Origin of the sequence: Nocardioides sp. J54 (assembly GCF_000519005.1) — a bacterium.
Classification (GTDB): Bacteria; Actinomycetota; Actinomycetes; order Propionibacteriales; family Nocardioidaceae; genus Nocardioides.
The window spans coordinates 41,717-56,970 of sequence record NZ_JAER01000029.1; the positions used below are offsets into that span (position 1 = coordinate 41,717).

Below are 15,254 nucleotides of genomic sequence, written 5' to 3' on the forward strand. Positions count from 1 at the left end.
TCGGTTGTCGGTGTGGAGGCCTGGTCGGAGCCTGTGGGGTCCGCCGAGCAGATTCAGGATTCAGCTGAGGGCGACGGGCTGGGGGAGGGGTACGGACTTGCCGGGGTTCATGATCGACAGCGGGTCGAAGACCTGCTTGACGCCCGCCATGAGGTCGAGAGCGCGACCGCCGAGCTCGGCCTCGAGGAAAGGAAGCTTGAGCAGTCCGATGCCGTGCTCGGCCGAGATCGTTCCACCGAGCTCAAGGGTGGCGTCGAGGATCGCCTCGAAGGCCCCGCGGGCGCGGATCCTGGTCTCGGGATCCTGGTCCTCGATGAGAACGATGGGGTGCAGGTTGCCGTCCCCCGCGTGACCGAAGGTGGCGATGGTGATGGCGTGTCGTGCCGAGATGGCTTGGATCTGCTCGATCAGCTCGGGAAGGCGGGAGACATTCACGGCCACGTCCTCCAACAGAGGCACTCCACGGCGTTCCAGTGCCTCGAACGCAACACGGCGTGCGTGCAGCAGCATCTCGGCCTCCGTCGGGTCGGTGCTGCCGAACGTCTGGGTGGCGCCGGTTTCCTCGCAGATTCGGGTCAGGTCGGCGACCTCGCTTTCCACCAGGCCGTCCGTGGGCACCTGCACGAGCAGCAGCGCCGCGGCCGACGTGTCCAGATCCATCGACTGCCACTCCTCCACGGCGCGGATCGTGGTCTGGTCCATGATCTCGAGGAGCGTGGGCGGCTGAGCCCGGTCGACGCAAGCCACGACGGCGCGTCCGGCGTCGGCGACGTCGGCGAAGTAAGCCACGATTGTGGCGTGGCCCGGCTGGGATCGAGTCAGCCCGAGCGACGCGCCGGTCACGACTCCGAGGGTGCCCTCGGATCCGACGACGAGACTGGTCAGGTCGAGCCCCGCGACGCTCTTTGGAGCGGAGTGGCCGAACCGGACGAGGTCGCCGCCGGGCAGCACCATCTCGACCTCCCGGACCCAGTCCCGGGTCACGCCGTACCGGACGCAGCACAGCCCACCGGCGTTGGTCGCCACGTTGCCGCCGATCGTGCAAAAGGCCGAGCTGGCCGGGTCTGGTGGGTACAGCAAGCCGTGGGGGGCCACGTGCTGCTTGACCTCAGCGGTCAGCACCCCGGCAGCCACCCGTACGCGGCGGTCCGCGGCGCGCAGGACCGGCTCGTTGCGCAGCCGGTGCGTCGAAAGCACCACGCAGCCGTCGAGGGCGTTGGCGCCACCGGTGAGACCGGACCCGGAGCCCCGAGGAACGACCGCGACCTGATGGTCGGCAGCGACCTCGAGAATCCGCCGGACGTCGTCCACGTGGGACGGAACGGCCACGACGGCCGGAACACCGTTGTCGACCCACGGCGCCCGGTCGCGGCTGTACGCGGCCATCACGTCGACGTCGGTCACCATCAGCGCCTCGTCGCTCAGACGAGCGCTGAGCTGCCGGATGAAGGGTTCTGGGGACAAGGGGCCTCCGTTGCTCGGTGCGCATAGCGTCGGCGACGCGCTGCAAACGCACCCGAAACGCAAGGAGCGCGGATCTGTGACGGGCCGATTTCGGCTGTGTTTCGTGGCCCGGACCTATGGTTCTCGTCACAACCGCACGGTCAGAGGAGGACCCAATGTCGAGCCGCAAGGTCTTGCGCGGAGGCACCATCATTCCCGTCCAGGGCGACCTGCCGGCGGAGTTCGTCGGCGACATCCTGGTCGAGGACGGGAAGATCGCTGCGATCGGACCGTCGCTGGACGTCTCGGACATCCACGCCGAGTCAGTCGACATGTCCGGACACATCCTGGTGCCCGGGTTCACCGACACGCACCGGCACATGTGGCAGTCGATCTTCCGTTACGCCGGCACCGACTGGGTCCTCGCCGATTATGCCAACGCGATGTGGCGGATCCTCGGGCCGGTGTTCGAGCCGGAGGACACCTACCTGTCGTTGCGGGTGGGCCTAGCCGAGGCCCTGGACGCCGGTGTCACCCAGGTGTACGACTGGAACCACAACGTCAACAGCCCGGAGCACGCCGACGCGATCGTCGCCGCGCACCGTGACTCGGGAGCCCGAGTGATCTTCGGCTATGGCCAGTCCTCCCACACGTGGGCGCAGATCCTCGACCCGGCGATCGGTGCCAGCATCGAGGCGCCGTCGGAGGACATCTACCGGCTCAAGGAGACCTACTACTCCAGCTCCGACCAGCTGCTGACCCTCGGCCTCGCCGCCCGGGGCCCCGAGTGCTCGCCCATGAACATCGTGGAACAGGAGGCGAAGCTCGCCGCCGAGCTGGACCTGCGTAGCTGCGTCCACGTCGGCAACGGCAGCTGGGGCCACATGGGTCCCATCAAGACGATGCTCGGCGCCGGCTGCGACGGGTCCACCGTGACGTGGGTGCACTGCAACTCGGTCTCCGATGAGGAGTTCGACCTGATCCGCGACACCGGCGGCACCGTATCGTCCGCCACCGAGCTGGAGCAGCACATGGGCCACGGCCACCCGGCCATCGAGCGATGCCTCCAGCGCGGGATTGTGCCGGCGTTGTCCGTGGACACGTGCGTCAACGTCAGCGGTGACCTCTTCTCGATCATGCGGGCGGCGCTGTCGTCGGTCCGTGGCGACGTCCACCGGCGCCTCATCGAGGAGGGTGGCGACTCCGACCGGGTCCCCACCACCACCCACGACGTCCTGGAGTTCGGCACGCTCGCCGGCGCACGCGGCAACGGGCTGGGCGACGTCACCGGCAGCCTCGAGGTCGGAAAGCAGGCCGACATCGTCGCCATCGACACGCTGGCTCCCAACCTGATGCCCATGACCTACGCCGCCGGCTCCGTGGTGATGGGCGCCCACCCCGGCAACGTCTCCGACGTCCTGGTCGCGGGCAACTTCGTCAAGCGACACGGACGCCTGGTCGACCTCGACCTCGCCGACCTGGCGTCGAAGGCCGCTGACAGCCGGGACCGGCTCTTCTCCCGGGTCGGCGCGCACACAGGCGGCTGGATGCCTCCGCGGACCGAGCGCGACTGGCAGGCCACGCCCCAGTGACCGCGGCCGCCTCCACCCACGAGCGATGGATCGGAGCGAGATGACCGACCAGCCACCCACCAGCCAGCAGGTTCTCGACCAGCTTCGCGAGCGGCCCGAGGCCGACCGGGCGATCCTCTTCACCGGCGGCACCGTCCTCACGCTCGATCCGAGGATCGGCGACCTCGCCAAGGGCGACGTCCTCGTCCGTGGTCGGAGGATCGAGGCAGTCGGGCCGGACCTGTCCGACCGGGCCGGCGACGCCGTCGTGGTCGACGCCACCGGCCGGATCGTGCTGCCGGGCTTCCAGGACACCCACCGCCACTGCTGGCAAGGCCAGATGCGCCGCCTGATCCCCGACTGCGACAACAACAGCGCCTACCTCGTCGTGATGAACGAATGGCTCGGCACCGTCTACGAGCCGCACGACATCTACGTCGGCAACCTGATCTCGTCACTCGGCGCGCTCGACGCAGGCATCACCTCGATGCTCGACTTCTTCCACAACCCGCGTACGCCAGAGCACTCGGACGCCGCCATCGAGGCGCTCACCGCGTCCGGCATCCGTGCCGTACACACGTCGTGCGGCCCGATCGCCGGCGAAAGCGACGGATCCTGGCCGGGTGACGTCGCGCGGCTGCGCGACCGGTACTTCTCCTCCGATGACCAGCTCCTCACGCTCCGCATGGGCACGATCGGCGCGGCGTTCGCCAACCCACAGATCGCTCTCGGCGTCGACCGGGTCCGCCACGCGCGTGAGCTGGGCATCTCCCTCACCTCCGACGGGATCGCCGGCATCGAGGCGTCCAACCGGGTCCTCGAGCTCGCCGAGGCGGGACTCCTCGACGAAAACGTCGCTCTCATCCACTGCCTGGACATCCAGCCAGAGGCCTGGCAGGCCATCGCTGACCACGGGGTCAACGTCTCCATCCCGACCACCTCGGACGCGACCATCGGCATCTGGGACTCGGTGCCCGCCGTGCAGAAGGCGCTCGACGTCGGCATCCGACCGAGCCTCAGCGTCGACGTCGAGGCTGTGCTCAGCCCCGACATGTTCACCCAGATGCGGACCCTGCTGAACATTCAACGGATGATGGTTTTCGCACGGCGGCACGAGGGGGAGACCGACCACCCCGCGCCCCTCACCAACCGCGACGTCCTCGAGATGGCCACCATCGAGGGCGCGAGATTCAACGGGACCCTGGACCGCACCGGCACGCTCACCCCGGGCAAGCGCGCGGACCTGATCATGGTCACGGCCGACGACTGGAACACGCTGCCGCTCAACAACGCGGTCGGCACGGTCGTCACGGCCGCCGACACTCGCAACGTCGAGGCGGTCTTCGTCGACGGCCAGGTCCGCAAATGGGCGCACAGCCTGGTCGACCACGACCTTCGCCAGGTCCGCGAGCTCGTCGAGCGGTCGCGCGACTCGGTCATGCAGACCGCGGGGTTCGACCTCGACGTCCTGGAGCAGAAGGTCGGCTTCATGGCCAAGCCCCGATGACCGAGGCGCCGAGGCCGCGCCGGATCGTGCTCATGGCGATCGACGGCGACGACGACGCGGCGATCGTGCGGCGGGCGCACGAGTCGTTCACCGCGATCCCCGGAGTCCGCTGTCTGTCGGCGGTCGCTCCGTCGTCCTGCGTGAGCGGCGAGCCCTCGCCGTACTCCCATGTGTCGCTGTTCGAGTTCGAGGACGCGGAAGCTCGCCGCGCCTACCACCACCACCACGCGCACCGGGGCGCCCACGACCTGGTGCGCGCACACCTCGCGTCGGTCCTGGTCCTCGACCTGGGCTGACCCAGATCCATCCCAGCATCACCACTGACAGAGAGCAGGAGTTCATCATGGCCTATTCGCGCTACGAGATGTACCGGACCCACTTCGACGAGTACGCCGAGAAGTGGCAGGACTACTTCGCCATGAAGCTCGAGAACGGCGTCCTCGAGGTCCGGATGCACTCCGAGGGCGGTCCCGCGAGGTGGGACCTCGAGCTCCACAAGGCCTACATCCCGGTCTTCGCCGACATCCACCACGACCCCGACGTCGAGTGCATCATCCTCACCGGCACCGGCGACACCTTCCTCTCGACCTTCGACGAGGACAGCTGGACCCGCAACGACTTCCGCACCGAGTTCGAGCACCGACACGGGTACGACGTCTTCTACCAGGACCAGACCAAGGAGCCGTTCGCGCTGCTCAACATGGAGGTCCCGATCATCTCCGCGATCAACGGACCGCTGTTCATCCACGCCGAACTCGCCCTGCTCAACGACATCGTGCTCGCCTCGGAGACCGCGACCATCAAGGACGCCCACTTCTCCGGCGTCGGCATCGTTCCCGGCGACGGCGTCCACACGCTGTTCCGTGAGCTGATGGGCCACAACCGCGGCAAGTACTTCCTCTACACCGGACAGACCCTCGACGCGAAGGAGTGCCTGGACCTCGGCCTCGTCAACGAGGTGCTGCCCCAGGACAAGCTCCTGGACCGCGCCTGGGAACTCGCCACCGACCTGTTCATGACCCGGGACCGCATCCAGCGCCGCCTCACCCGCGCGCTGTTCATCCAGCCCTGGCGCGAGCTCTGGACCAAGGAGCTCATGCTCGGCCAAGCCATCGAGTCGTGGGCCTGCCACAGCTACTGGCCGATGAAGGACACCGCCTACGACATCGTCAACCTCCGGGACGCCGAGAAGTGAGGCTGCACCACGCCAACTTCCGGACCGTTGAACCCGTTGCGTTGGTCGGGTTCTACCGGCAACTCGGGCTCAGCCTGATCGGCTGCGCCGACCTGGGCGGACCGTGCACCCTCTACCTCGGCGACCCCGAGGGAGGAGCGACCCTCGAGCTCACGGTCCGAGAGACCGCGGACCCCGACTGGCTCGGCAACCCCGGAACCGGTCACGTCGCTTTCCTCGTTGACGACCTCGACGCGGAGCTGGAGAGACTGACCGCCGCAGGCATCGACATCGAGATGCCGGCCTTCCACCCCGGTGGCCGCGCCGACGTCTACGTGGCCTTCGTCCGCGACCCGGACGGCAACCATGTGGAGCTTGTGCAAGCGCCGTTCCCGCAGGTCCGCGACGCGCTGCCCGCCGGGCTGACCTGGGAGGCGTGAGGTGTTCCTCGCCCGCACCCCAGCGCCCGACGGTCGGCCGCGTCTGCTCGCCACCGACGACCCCGCCTCCGGATGGCGGGACATCGCCGACCACTACATGCTCGGACTCGTCCGGCAGGGCGCGACCACCTCGGCGGCCATCCGTGTCGCCGCCGAGGTGGTCGGCGGAAGTCTGACCCGCGCCCTCGAGCACGGCGACCTCTTCCTCGACCAGGCAAGGGGATGCGCCGAGAGCCACGCGGGTGACCTCGACCAACTCCATCCGGAGCGGTTCCTCTGCCCGGTCGACCCGCCTGTCTACCGCGACTTCATGGTCTTCGAGGAGCACTTCTCCTTCGGCTACCGGTGGCGCGGACTGGAGACGCCGGAGGTCATGTACGAGATGCCTGTCTCCTACCTGGGGAACCCGGCCTCGTTCGTCGGGTCCGGAGACGAGATCCCCTGGCCGCACTACGCGGAGGAGATCGACTACGAACTCGAGCTCGGCATCGTGCTCAGCCGGCCCGCCGCGGGCCTGACGCCGGACACAGCCCGGGGCTCGATCCTCGGCCTCACCATCCTCAACGACGTCAGCGCCCGCGACATCCAGCGTCGCGAGATGACGGCCGGGCTCGGGCCCAGCAAGGGCAAGCACTTCGCCTCCGCGGCCGGACCGTGGATCGCCACGCTCGACGAGCTCGACGACGACCTGGCCATGCGCGCGGTCGTCAACGGCGAGACCCGCTGCGAGACGCACAGCGCCGAGATGATCTGGTCGCTCGAGGAGATCGTCGCCTGGGCATCGGCCGCCGAGGTGATCCCGGCCGGGTCGCTGCTCGGCACCGGCACTGCCAACGGAGGCTCCGGCGTCGAGTTCGGCCAGTTCCTAGAAGCCGGCGACCGCGTCGCGCTCAGCGTCGACGGACTCGGCACGCTCGAGAACACCCTGGGTGCCCGCGGGTCGGGCTGGGTTCCGGACCGGCGCACCCCGGCCAAACGATGACGAGCCGCGTCCTACAGTAGAAGGGACGTAGGAGAAGGTTCGAGCAATGCGACTGGTCCGATCGAAGACGACGATCCCCGTCACCGGGGCCAGCGCCGTCCTCCGCGCCCGGCTCATAGACCTGATCACCGAGCGTCTGCGCGCCGGGTCTCACGTGCGCGTCAACGCCACCGCCGGCTCCGGCAAGACCACTGCCGTAGCGTCGGCCGTCGCGGTGCTCGCCTCGGGAGACGACGCCGCGGCACCGCTGCCCGTCGCGTGGCTGACGCTCGATCCCATGGACGTCGCGCCAGGCCGGCTCCTGATCTATGTAGAGGCCGCCCTCCGGGTCGCGATCCCCGACCTCGCCGACGTCGTCTCCGAGTCGGTACGGCGCGGCGCGTCGCTGATGGACACCGCCGCGTTCCTAGCGGAGGCGCTCGACGGCCATGAGGTCGCACTGGTGATCGACGAGACCGAGAAGATCGCGCCGTCCGCGGAGGCATGCTCCGTGCTCGACACCTTCGTGATGAACCTTCCCCTGTCTGCGCGCACCGTTCTCATCGGCCGCGAGGACGTCGGGTCGCGCTTCCTCGACCCGCTCCGCGGATCGACCCTAGTCCTCGGTGACCGTCACCTCGCCTTCACCCCCGACGAGGCCGAGCAAGTGCTGAGCGCTCGCGGCGTCCACGAGGTGAATGCCGCCGAGGCCGTCGAGCTCACCCGCGGCTGGATCACCGGCATCCTCTTCGAGCTCTGGCGCTACTCCGACCACGAACGGGGCGCCGGCGGCGAGACCGACCCGCTCAACGGCTACCTGTCGCAGGAGATCATGGGCAGCCTCTCGGAGGAGCAGCAGCGAGCCCTCGTCGCCACCTCTTTGCTCGATGAGGTGACACCATCGCGAGCCGAGGCCCTCGGCGTCAGTCAGGCCGGCGAGCTGTTGTACTCGATGTCGCGGCTGCACCTGCCGGTGGAGTTCAACGCCGCCTGCACCTCGCTGCGGTGCCATCCCCGGTTCCGGGAGTACCTGCAGACACAGCTACAGCTACGTGATCCCCGCTGGGTCCGCTCGGTTCACGGAGCATACGCCCGCCTGCTGATGGCCGAACGACGCCACGAAGACGCAGTCGAGGAGTTCTTGGCCGCCGGCGAACCGACGAATGCCGCGGGGGCAGCCGAAATCGCGATCCGCAGTGTTGTCGACCGCCTCGACTTCACGCTCGCGCAACAGTGGCTCGAGGCGATCGGGACATCCGAGGTCCGCCGACGCCCGCGGCTGCTGGCGGCAGCCGTCCAGATCGCCTGCGAGGCGGAGCGGTACGGCGAAGGCGCGGAGCACGCGGACCGGCTCCTCGCCGAGGACCCGGACCGGCTCACGGAGGTGCTCACCCCGGCGTTGGTCAGCACCATCGCATGGTGCTACTTCCTCGTCAGCAGGATCGAGGACGCCCAACGCCTGCTCGCCACATCCCCCGACGGCCCAGAAGTCCGGATGATGCGGTTCTGCATCGGCCTCGAGCTCCTCGACGACCCCACCCACTACCGGGACCGCCCACCCGACTGCGACGGGCCGGCGGACGGGCTGCTGATCCGCGCGGACCTGGCGCACGGTCGCTTCGACCGAGTCCTCGACACCCACTCGCGCCCATGGTCGGCGATCTCCCTGGGGCGAGTGGGTGCACTGCGGGCACTCGGCCGGACCGCCGAGGCCGCCGAACTCCTGGACGACACTCCCTCCACCACCTGGACCGCGGTTCGGACCAGAGCGGAGCTGATGGCCGACACCGGCCAGCACGAGCTCGCCTACACCGCACTACTGCAAGGACGCGACAACCTCGCGCGGTCCGGGTCGAACCTCTACCGGATGTTCTCGCTCCTCTTCGAGACGTCCCTCGCGCTGCGTGCGCGGAAGGACACCCAGTTCGCCCGCGCCGCTCTCAACGAGGTCGAACGGGAGGCGACCGCCCAGCGCCGCGCCCGCATCGTCGAACAGCTCCACCTCTGGCGAGGCTTAGCGGCACTGCTCGACGAAGACCAGGAGACGGCGGTCCGTGAGCTGCGCGCAGCTGTCGAGGTGATGACCGCCTGGGACCGCCTCCTGCTGCTCCCGACGGCTGCCGTCTACCTGGCGGAGGCCGAGTGGCGCGCAGGCGATCCCGACGCCGCAGACGCAGCCGCCAACCTGGCCGTGGAAGCCTCGGACCGGCAGGGCTCGCGCCACCTGCTCATCCAGGCCCTCAAGGAGTTCCCCGCCGTCGCCTCCCGCCGGCTCGACGCCGAGAGCGCCACGGACTCGACTTGGCATGCGCTCGGCCGCGCCGTGCTCGATCACGAAGCGATCTCGCTGCACCACCTGAGCGCCCGGGTGAACGTCCTTGACGTCGGACAGCAGGCGATCGACGTCGACGGGGTCGAAGTCGTGCCGAAGCTTGTGAAGAGCGTCGAGCTGCTCGCCTACCTCGCCGCCGCGGGCGGCCGCGCCGCAAAGACGTCGGTGGTCGCCAGTCTCTTCGAGAACTCCTCCGCGGACTCAGCCGCGGCGTACTTCCGGATGGCGCTGAGCGGACTGCGCAAGGTTCTCCCGGCCGACGCGCCCCTCGGCCTAGACAACAACGACGTCGTGTGGGAGGGCTCCTCGCTGACGAGCGCGTCGACAAGCCTCGAACGCGGCGTCGCCGCGCTGAGTCAGCTCCCAGCACCCCAGCAGCGCGATCAGGTGGAAAAGCTGATCGCCGGGCTGTCGGCGGGGGAGTTCCTGCCGCACTCGCGCTCCGAATGGGTCCTGGCCCGCCGTGAGCACTTGGCGACCCTGCTCACCGACGTCCTCGAGATGGGCGGCCACATTGCCTTCCGCGACGACGACTACCGACGAGCCGGGGAGCTCGGCCAGCAGGTGCTCGACCGCGACCCGCTGCGCGAGCGGTCGTGGCGGCTCCTGATGCGGGTTGCGTCGGCGGTCGGCGATGGTGACCGAGTGACGTCCACCTACCGCCGATGCGTGCAGGCGCTCGCTGATATCGGCGCGACGCCCGAGCCCGGCACCGTTGCGCTCGCCAAACAGCTGCGCGGCGAGCAGGCTCCGAGCGCGCGCTGATCCAGTAGGCGTGTCGTACGGCCACCGCACCCGGGTTTCGGGTTCTTTTGCGGCTCCCTTCCAATACTCGTGACCGTCATCACAGCCCGGTCCTGCCGGGTCACCCCACGAGTCGTCCGTCGCCGAGCGTCCACCACCCGGTCGGCCGGCTGACTCGAACCCCGAGGAGGAGTCGGTGTCGATGCCGTCGATCCAGCCTGTGCTCTCCACGCGCGGACTCTCCAAGGACTACCCGGGCATGCGCGCGCTCGACGGCTTGGATCTCGACCTCCTGCCCGGCGAGATCCACGGTGTCGTAGGCGCCAACGGCGCCGGGAAGAGCACAGTGATCCGGCTGCTGTCCGGTCTCCAGGAGCCGTCGTCCGGAGTCATCCTCATCGACGGCGAGCCTGTGTCGATTTCAAGTGTGTCTACTGCCGAGAGCCTCGGCATCAGTGTTGTGCACCAAGAGCTGCCCCTGCTGCCGAACCTGACCGCGGCCCAGAACATGGTGGTCGGACGCGAGCGCAGTCGCCTCCTGGCGCCGGCCCGCAAGCGGCGTGACCAAGCGACGTACCGGCGGGCGGCCGCCGGACTCCCGGGCGCTCCGGCTCCGGCGAGCCGCCTCGAGACCCACGGCCTCTACGCGTGGCAGATGGTCGCCATCGTGCGCGCCACTGCCGACGCGGCCCGGGTGCTCATCCTCGACGAGCCCACGTCCAGTCTCACGGTCGACGAGCGCAACGCGCTCCACGAGCGCGTGCGAGCGCTCGCCGCGAACGGCCTGTCCGTGCTGTACGTGAGCCACTTCCTCGACGACATCCTCGACGTCGCATCCACGGTCAGCGTGCTCCGCGACGGACGCCTGGTGCACCGTGGTCCGACCGTCGATCTCGACGAGGAGTCCCTGCTCGCACACATGACGTCGGGCACAGGTGCATCGCGAGCCGGCGACGTCACGGTCCAGCCGCTGCGCTCGGCGAGTGAACCCTCTGCCCGAACGAGCAATGCCGGCGGCCAGGGCCTCGTCCTCGACGACTTGAATGTCGGCGAGGTCGTCCTTCCGCACCTCGCGGTACGGCCGGGCGAGATCGTGGGCCTCTACGGTCTCGAGGACTCGGGTGCCCGCGACGTCGTCGAGTCTGTGTTCGGTCTCCGGCCACGGACGGGCTCGGTCCGCTGGGCGGGGCATTCGGTCAAGGCCAACCCGCGCGACGCCATCAGCCGCGGCATCACCCTGGTCACGGGCGATCGCAAGCGCGCCGGCATCGCGTCCTGGAGCGTCGAGATGAACCATGCGCTCCCGAGGCTGTCCCAGCGTCCTCTCCTCGCTCCGGCGCCGCGGCGCAGCATGCGTCGCGAGACCGAGAGGAGCATCCAGGAGTTCCGCGTCAAGGGCCGCGCAGGTCAACGCTTCGCAGGACTCTCGGGCGGGAACCAGCAGAAGCTGCTCCTAGCGCGCTGGATCGGCACTGCCCCCGTGATGTGCATGCTCCTCGACGAGCCGACCCACGGCGTCGACGTCGGAGGTCGCCGCGCTATCTACGACCAGCTCCGCGAGTTCGCGGCGCGTGGCAACGCCGTCCTGCTGCACAGCACCGACCCCGAGGAAGTCGTCGAGCTCTGCGACCGGGCGATCCCGTTCGCGAGCGGCCGGCCCCTCGAGGAGATCCCGCGCGACGACCTCGACATCGACGCGCTCGAGCACGCGGTGCGTGCCAGCACCCGACACCAGTCCTCCGACCTCGAGGTGACTCCATGAACACCGTCCTGACCCGCTTCACCGCTGCGGGAAGGTTCGTCATCCGCGACTACGCGGTCGGCGTCGTCCTGGTCGCAGTCTGCGTCTACCTCTCCGTCCGGAGCCCGCAGTTCTCGACCGCGGCCAACGTCTCCAACGTCCTCGATCAGGTTTCGATGATCGGCATCATCACGATGGGGATGGCGATCCTGCTCGTGTCGGCCAACTTCGACCTGTCGGTCGGCGGCATGGTCGGTCTAGCGACAGTAGTCACCGCCAAGGTGATCAACGACCAGGGACTCGCCGTCGGCGTGGCCGCGGGCATCGGTGTGGCGGCCCTCCTCGGGGCGATCAACGGCATCATCGTCACGAAGCTGAAGGTCAACTCGCTCGTGGCGACGTTGGGGTCCGGCCTTGCCTACACCGGACTCGCCCTGCTCTGGTCCGAGAGCACGCCGATCCCGGTCACTGACACGGCTCTGACCGACTTCATGAACACGAAGATGCTCGGCGTCTCGATGCCCGCCTACTTCTTCTTGGGCGCGATCCTCCTCGCGACGTGGTTCCTGCACATCACCGTCGCCGGTCAGCAGACCTACGCCGTCGGCGCTAACGCCGAGGCCGCCCGGTACGCCGGGGTCCGGGTCGAGCTGATCCGTTTCATCCCCTTCGTCCTGACCGGTCTCTTCGCCGGCGTGGCCAGCATCATCCTCACCGGCCTGTTGGGCAGCGGTGTCCCCACGGCGGCGTCCTCTTGGCCGCTGCAGGTCGTCGCGGGAGCCGTCGTCGGCGGCATCAGCATCGCCGGCGGCCGCGGGACCATCGCGATGGGCGTCCTGGGCGTCCTGCTCATCGGCATCATCAACAACGGCCTGAACCTGCTCAACTTCGACGCGGCCTACCAGAACATCGCGACCGGAGCGATCCTCGTCGCGGCCGTCGCCGTCGACTCCGCACTGCAGGCCTTCTGGCGGAACCGTCCGCCGACCCCGAACGGCGGCTCTCCGGGGGCTGCGAGCGAGCTCACGGGTGAGCACGCACCCTCCGACGGCTCCGTCGGAGCATCCGCCGCCCCGGTTCGCGCCTGATCCGGTCGGCTCTCGTCAACTCACCACTCCACTGGAGGACCGATGTCCAAGTATCTGCGATCCCCGCTCGTGTGGCTCACCACCGCTGCCGTCCTCGGCCTCTCGGTGACGGGTTGCTCGTCCGACGACGGATCGACCAACGCATCCGACAACTCCTCGTCGTCGGGCGGTTCCGCCGAAGGCGCCCTGGTCCAGGTCATCGAGGCCGTTCCGACGCCCGCGGTGCTGGGGCTCGGCGAGGGCTACCAGCAGAAGGCCGACGAGCTCGGCATCGACTTGCAGGTGGCCCAGTCGGCCGGAGATCCCACCAAGGACCTCGCGAACATCCAGGACGCCATCTCCAAGGGCGCCAAGGGGCTTCTGCTCATCCCGCTGAGCGTCGACGCGATCCGCCCGGCCCTCAAGCAGGCCGTCGACGAGGGGATCTGCGTCGGGATCGCGTACTCCAACATCACGGAGGAGAACGAGATCACGCCCGGGATCAAGACCTACTTCGGCTACAGCGACGACGAGGGTGGCCGCAACCTCGTGGATGCGATGGCCACCGAAATGGGCGACCAGGGCGGCATCGTCTACATCGGCGGAACGTCCGCCGACCCTGGCTCGCAGACCCGCGAAGCGGCCGTTGAGGATCAGCTCGCCTCCGAGCACCCCGACATCGAGTTCCTCGACGCACAGCCGGCCGACTACGACCCCGCCAAGGCGCGCAGCGTCATGCAGGACTACGTCCAGCGGTACGGCGACCAGATCACCGGTGTGATCACCGCCGCAGACAGCATGGCGGAGACGGTTGCCGACTACCTGGCCACCACCGACCTGGCTGACCAGGTCGTCGTCGGCAGCTTCGGGGGGCAGCAGACGTTCGTGGACATGATCGCGGCCGACGGCCCGGCGTTCGCAACGGTTCCGCTCCCGGTCGTCGACGACGGCGCTCGCGCCATGGAGCGCATCGCGGAGTGCATCGAGGGCGACACCGACACCGTCTTCGACAGCTCGACGACCCAGGAGTCCATGCAGCCGTTGGAGGACGCCGGCTACGTGATCACCTCCGACAACGTCGACGCCTACAAGCCGCAGTACTGAGACCCAACCGAAGCGTGGGCGCGGCCGTTCCGCGCCCACGCTCTCACTCACGATCGGAGCATGCGATGCCCCAGTACGTCCCGACCGACGCCGACGTGGAGGCGGCCGCCGATCGGCTGATCGAAGCCGCGGCGACTAGGGCCGCCTGCGCACCGGTGCGCGACCTCATCGGTCGTGACGACGTGGGAGCGGCGTACGCCGTCCAGCGACTGGTCAACGAGCGACGGATCGAGAACGGGGCGGTCGTCACCGGTCGGAAGATCGGTCTCACTTCGCGCGCCGTCCAAGAGCAACTGGGCGTCGACCGGCCGGACTTCGGCGTCCTGTTCGCCGACATGAACTATGCCGACGCGAGCGTCCTCCCGCTGGACCACGTCATCGCGCCGAGGGTGGAAGCGGAGGTCGCCTTCGTGCTCGCCCACGACCTGACCGACGGAGATCTCGGTACCGATGAGGTCGCCGACGCCGTGGCGTACGCCGTCGCAGCGCTGGAGATCGTGGACAGCCGCATCGACAAGTGGGACATCTCCTTCTCTGACACCGTCGCCGACAACGGCTCCAGCGGTCTGTACGTCCTCGGGGAGGAACAGGTTTCGCTCGACGTGTTCGTGCCGGTGCACTGCGAGATGCGCATGCTGGTCGACGGGGTGGAAGCCTCGGCTGGAACTGGGCGAGCGTGCCTCGGTGACCCCTTGGCGGCACTGTCCTGGTTGGCGCAGATCTCTTGCGACGTCGGCCAGCCGCTGCGCGCCGGAGAGGTGATCCTCTCGGGAGCTCTGGGGCCGATGGTTCCGGCTGCCGCTGGAATGGAAGCCGTGGCCGAGATCACCGGTCTGGGCGCCGTGTCCTGCCGGTTCGGCGAGCGGATCTCGGCGGCGACGTGAGCCCTCCTCCTGCAACGCACCGTCAGCTGCTACCGCTACCTTCGAAGGCATGTGGCCGCAACCGCAGGTATGTCCTGGCTGACGCTTTCGAGAGATCTACCGACGTGGCGGGTGTCTCTCCAAGGCCTCTTTCGGCGTAAGAGTCCCCGGGAGTGGTGGGGTTTGAGGGACCACGGCGAGGCTGCCTGACGTAGACGGCCATCGGCGGGATCTTCGGTGTGAAACGACCAAGAGACACACTGAAGGAGATCCACCGATGGCCTTGCCCCAGTCTGCCCTGTCCGAG

Annotated in this window: 12 protein-coding genes; 11 read left to right on the top strand and 1 reads right to left on the bottom strand. The window is 68.7% G+C overall.

Annotation, left to right across the window (positions count from 1 at the left end; all coding sequences use genetic code 11):
* Window positions 1-60: 60 nt before the first annotated feature.
* Window positions 61-1,404, bottom strand: a complete 1,344-nt coding sequence (locus tag NOCJ54_RS0116785; RefSeq protein WP_198020251.1) for an FAD-binding oxidoreductase — start codon at window positions 1,402-1,404, stop codon at window positions 61-63.
* A 215-nt stretch (window positions 1,405-1,619) separates the two neighbouring features.
* Between NOCJ54_RS0116785 and NOCJ54_RS26450 the strand changes: the two genes are divergently transcribed.
* The 11 genes from NOCJ54_RS26450 to NOCJ54_RS0116840 all read left to right on the top strand — a co-directional run bounded on the left by NOCJ54_RS26450 (window position 1,620) and on the right by NOCJ54_RS0116840 (window position 14,968).
* Window positions 1,620-3,035 carry an amidohydrolase family protein gene (locus NOCJ54_RS26450; RefSeq protein ID WP_036518390.1) on the top strand — a complete coding sequence of 472 codons (1,416 nt, stop codon included), beginning with the start codon at window positions 1,620-1,622 and terminating at the stop codon, window positions 3,033-3,035.
* A 40-nt stretch (window positions 3,036-3,075) separates the two neighbouring features.
* Window positions 3,076-4,521, top strand: coding sequence for an amidohydrolase family protein (locus NOCJ54_RS26455; protein WP_051485971.1), 1,446 nt, complete (start codon window positions 3,076-3,078; stop codon window positions 4,519-4,521).
* Window positions 4,518-4,817 (top strand): Dabb family protein, encoded by a 300-nt coding sequence (locus NOCJ54_RS0116800; RefSeq protein ID WP_028656419.1) that lies wholly within the window; start codon window positions 4,518-4,520, stop codon window positions 4,815-4,817. Before NOCJ54_RS26455 ends, NOCJ54_RS0116800 begins: the two co-directional genes overlap by 4 nt.
* 47 nt (window positions 4,818-4,864) lie before the next feature.
* On the top strand, window positions 4,865-5,716 hold the full coding sequence (locus NOCJ54_RS26460) for an enoyl-CoA hydratase/isomerase family protein (protein ID WP_051485972.1): 852 nt from the start codon (window positions 4,865-4,867) through the stop codon (window positions 5,714-5,716).
* A complete protein-coding gene (locus NOCJ54_RS30035; protein WP_051485973.1) occupies window positions 5,713-6,135 on the top strand; it encodes a VOC family protein in 423 nt (140 codons plus the stop codon). Before NOCJ54_RS26460 ends, NOCJ54_RS30035 begins: the two co-directional genes overlap by 4 nt.
* 1 nt (window position 6,136) lies before the next feature.
* A complete protein-coding gene (locus NOCJ54_RS26470; RefSeq protein WP_051485974.1) occupies window positions 6,137-7,117 on the top strand; it encodes a fumarylacetoacetate hydrolase family protein in 981 nt (326 codons plus the stop codon).
* Between the two features lie 46 nt (window positions 7,118-7,163).
* Window positions 7,164-10,193, top strand: coding sequence for a BTAD domain-containing putative transcriptional regulator (locus NOCJ54_RS0116820; protein WP_028656420.1), 3,030 nt, complete (start codon window positions 7,164-7,166; stop codon window positions 10,191-10,193).
* A gap of 181 nt (window positions 10,194-10,374) precedes the next feature.
* The gene (locus tag NOCJ54_RS26475; protein ID WP_232221817.1) at window positions 10,375-11,934 is read left to right on the top strand and encodes a sugar ABC transporter ATP-binding protein; all 1,560 of its coding nucleotides are present in this window, start codon (window positions 10,375-10,377) and stop codon (window positions 11,932-11,934) included.
* On the top strand, window positions 11,931-13,001 hold the full coding sequence (locus tag NOCJ54_RS0116830) for an ABC transporter permease (RefSeq protein ID WP_028656421.1): 1,071 nt from the start codon (window positions 11,931-11,933) through the stop codon (window positions 12,999-13,001). The genes NOCJ54_RS26475 and NOCJ54_RS0116830 overlap by 4 nt, the downstream gene beginning before the upstream one ends.
* A gap of 42 nt (window positions 13,002-13,043) precedes the next feature.
* Entirely contained in the window at window positions 13,044-14,084 is a 1,041-nt protein-coding gene (locus tag NOCJ54_RS0116835) for a sugar ABC transporter substrate-binding protein (protein ID WP_084255355.1), read from the top strand.
* A 65-nt stretch (window positions 14,085-14,149) separates the two neighbouring features.
* A complete protein-coding gene (locus NOCJ54_RS0116840; protein WP_036518392.1) occupies window positions 14,150-14,968 on the top strand; it encodes a 2-keto-4-pentenoate hydratase in 819 nt (272 codons plus the stop codon).
* Window positions 14,969-15,254 lie beyond the last annotated feature (286 nt).

Bases quoted from the DNA above. Each gene is read 5' to 3' on its own strand.
- NOCJ54_RS26450 (WP_036518390.1), top strand. From the start codon at position 1,620: ATGTCGAGCCGCAAGGTCTTGCGCGGAGGCACCATCATTCCCGTCCAG.
- NOCJ54_RS26455 (WP_051485971.1), top strand. From the start codon at position 3,076: ATGACCGACCAGCCACCCACCAGCCAGCAGGTTCTCGACCAGCTTCGC.
- NOCJ54_RS0116800 (WP_028656419.1), top strand. From the start codon at position 4,518: ATGACCGAGGCGCCGAGGCCGCGCCGGATCGTGCTCATGGCGATCGAC.
- NOCJ54_RS26460 (WP_051485972.1), top strand. From the start codon at position 4,865: ATGGCCTATTCGCGCTACGAGATGTACCGGACCCACTTCGACGAGTAC.
- NOCJ54_RS0116820 (WP_028656420.1), top strand. From the start codon at position 7,164: ATGCGACTGGTCCGATCGAAGACGACGATCCCCGTCACCGGGGCCAGC.
- NOCJ54_RS26475 (WP_232221817.1), top strand. From the start codon at position 10,375: ATGCCGTCGATCCAGCCTGTGCTCTCCACGCGCGGACTCTCCAAGGAC.
- NOCJ54_RS0116830 (WP_028656421.1), top strand. From the start codon at position 11,931: ATGAACACCGTCCTGACCCGCTTCACCGCTGCGGGAAGGTTCGTCATC.
- NOCJ54_RS0116835 (WP_084255355.1), top strand. From the start codon at position 13,044: ATGTCCAAGTATCTGCGATCCCCGCTCGTGTGGCTCACCACCGCTGCC.
- NOCJ54_RS0116840 (WP_036518392.1), top strand. From the start codon at position 14,150: ATGCCCCAGTACGTCCCGACCGACGCCGACGTGGAGGCGGCCGCCGAT.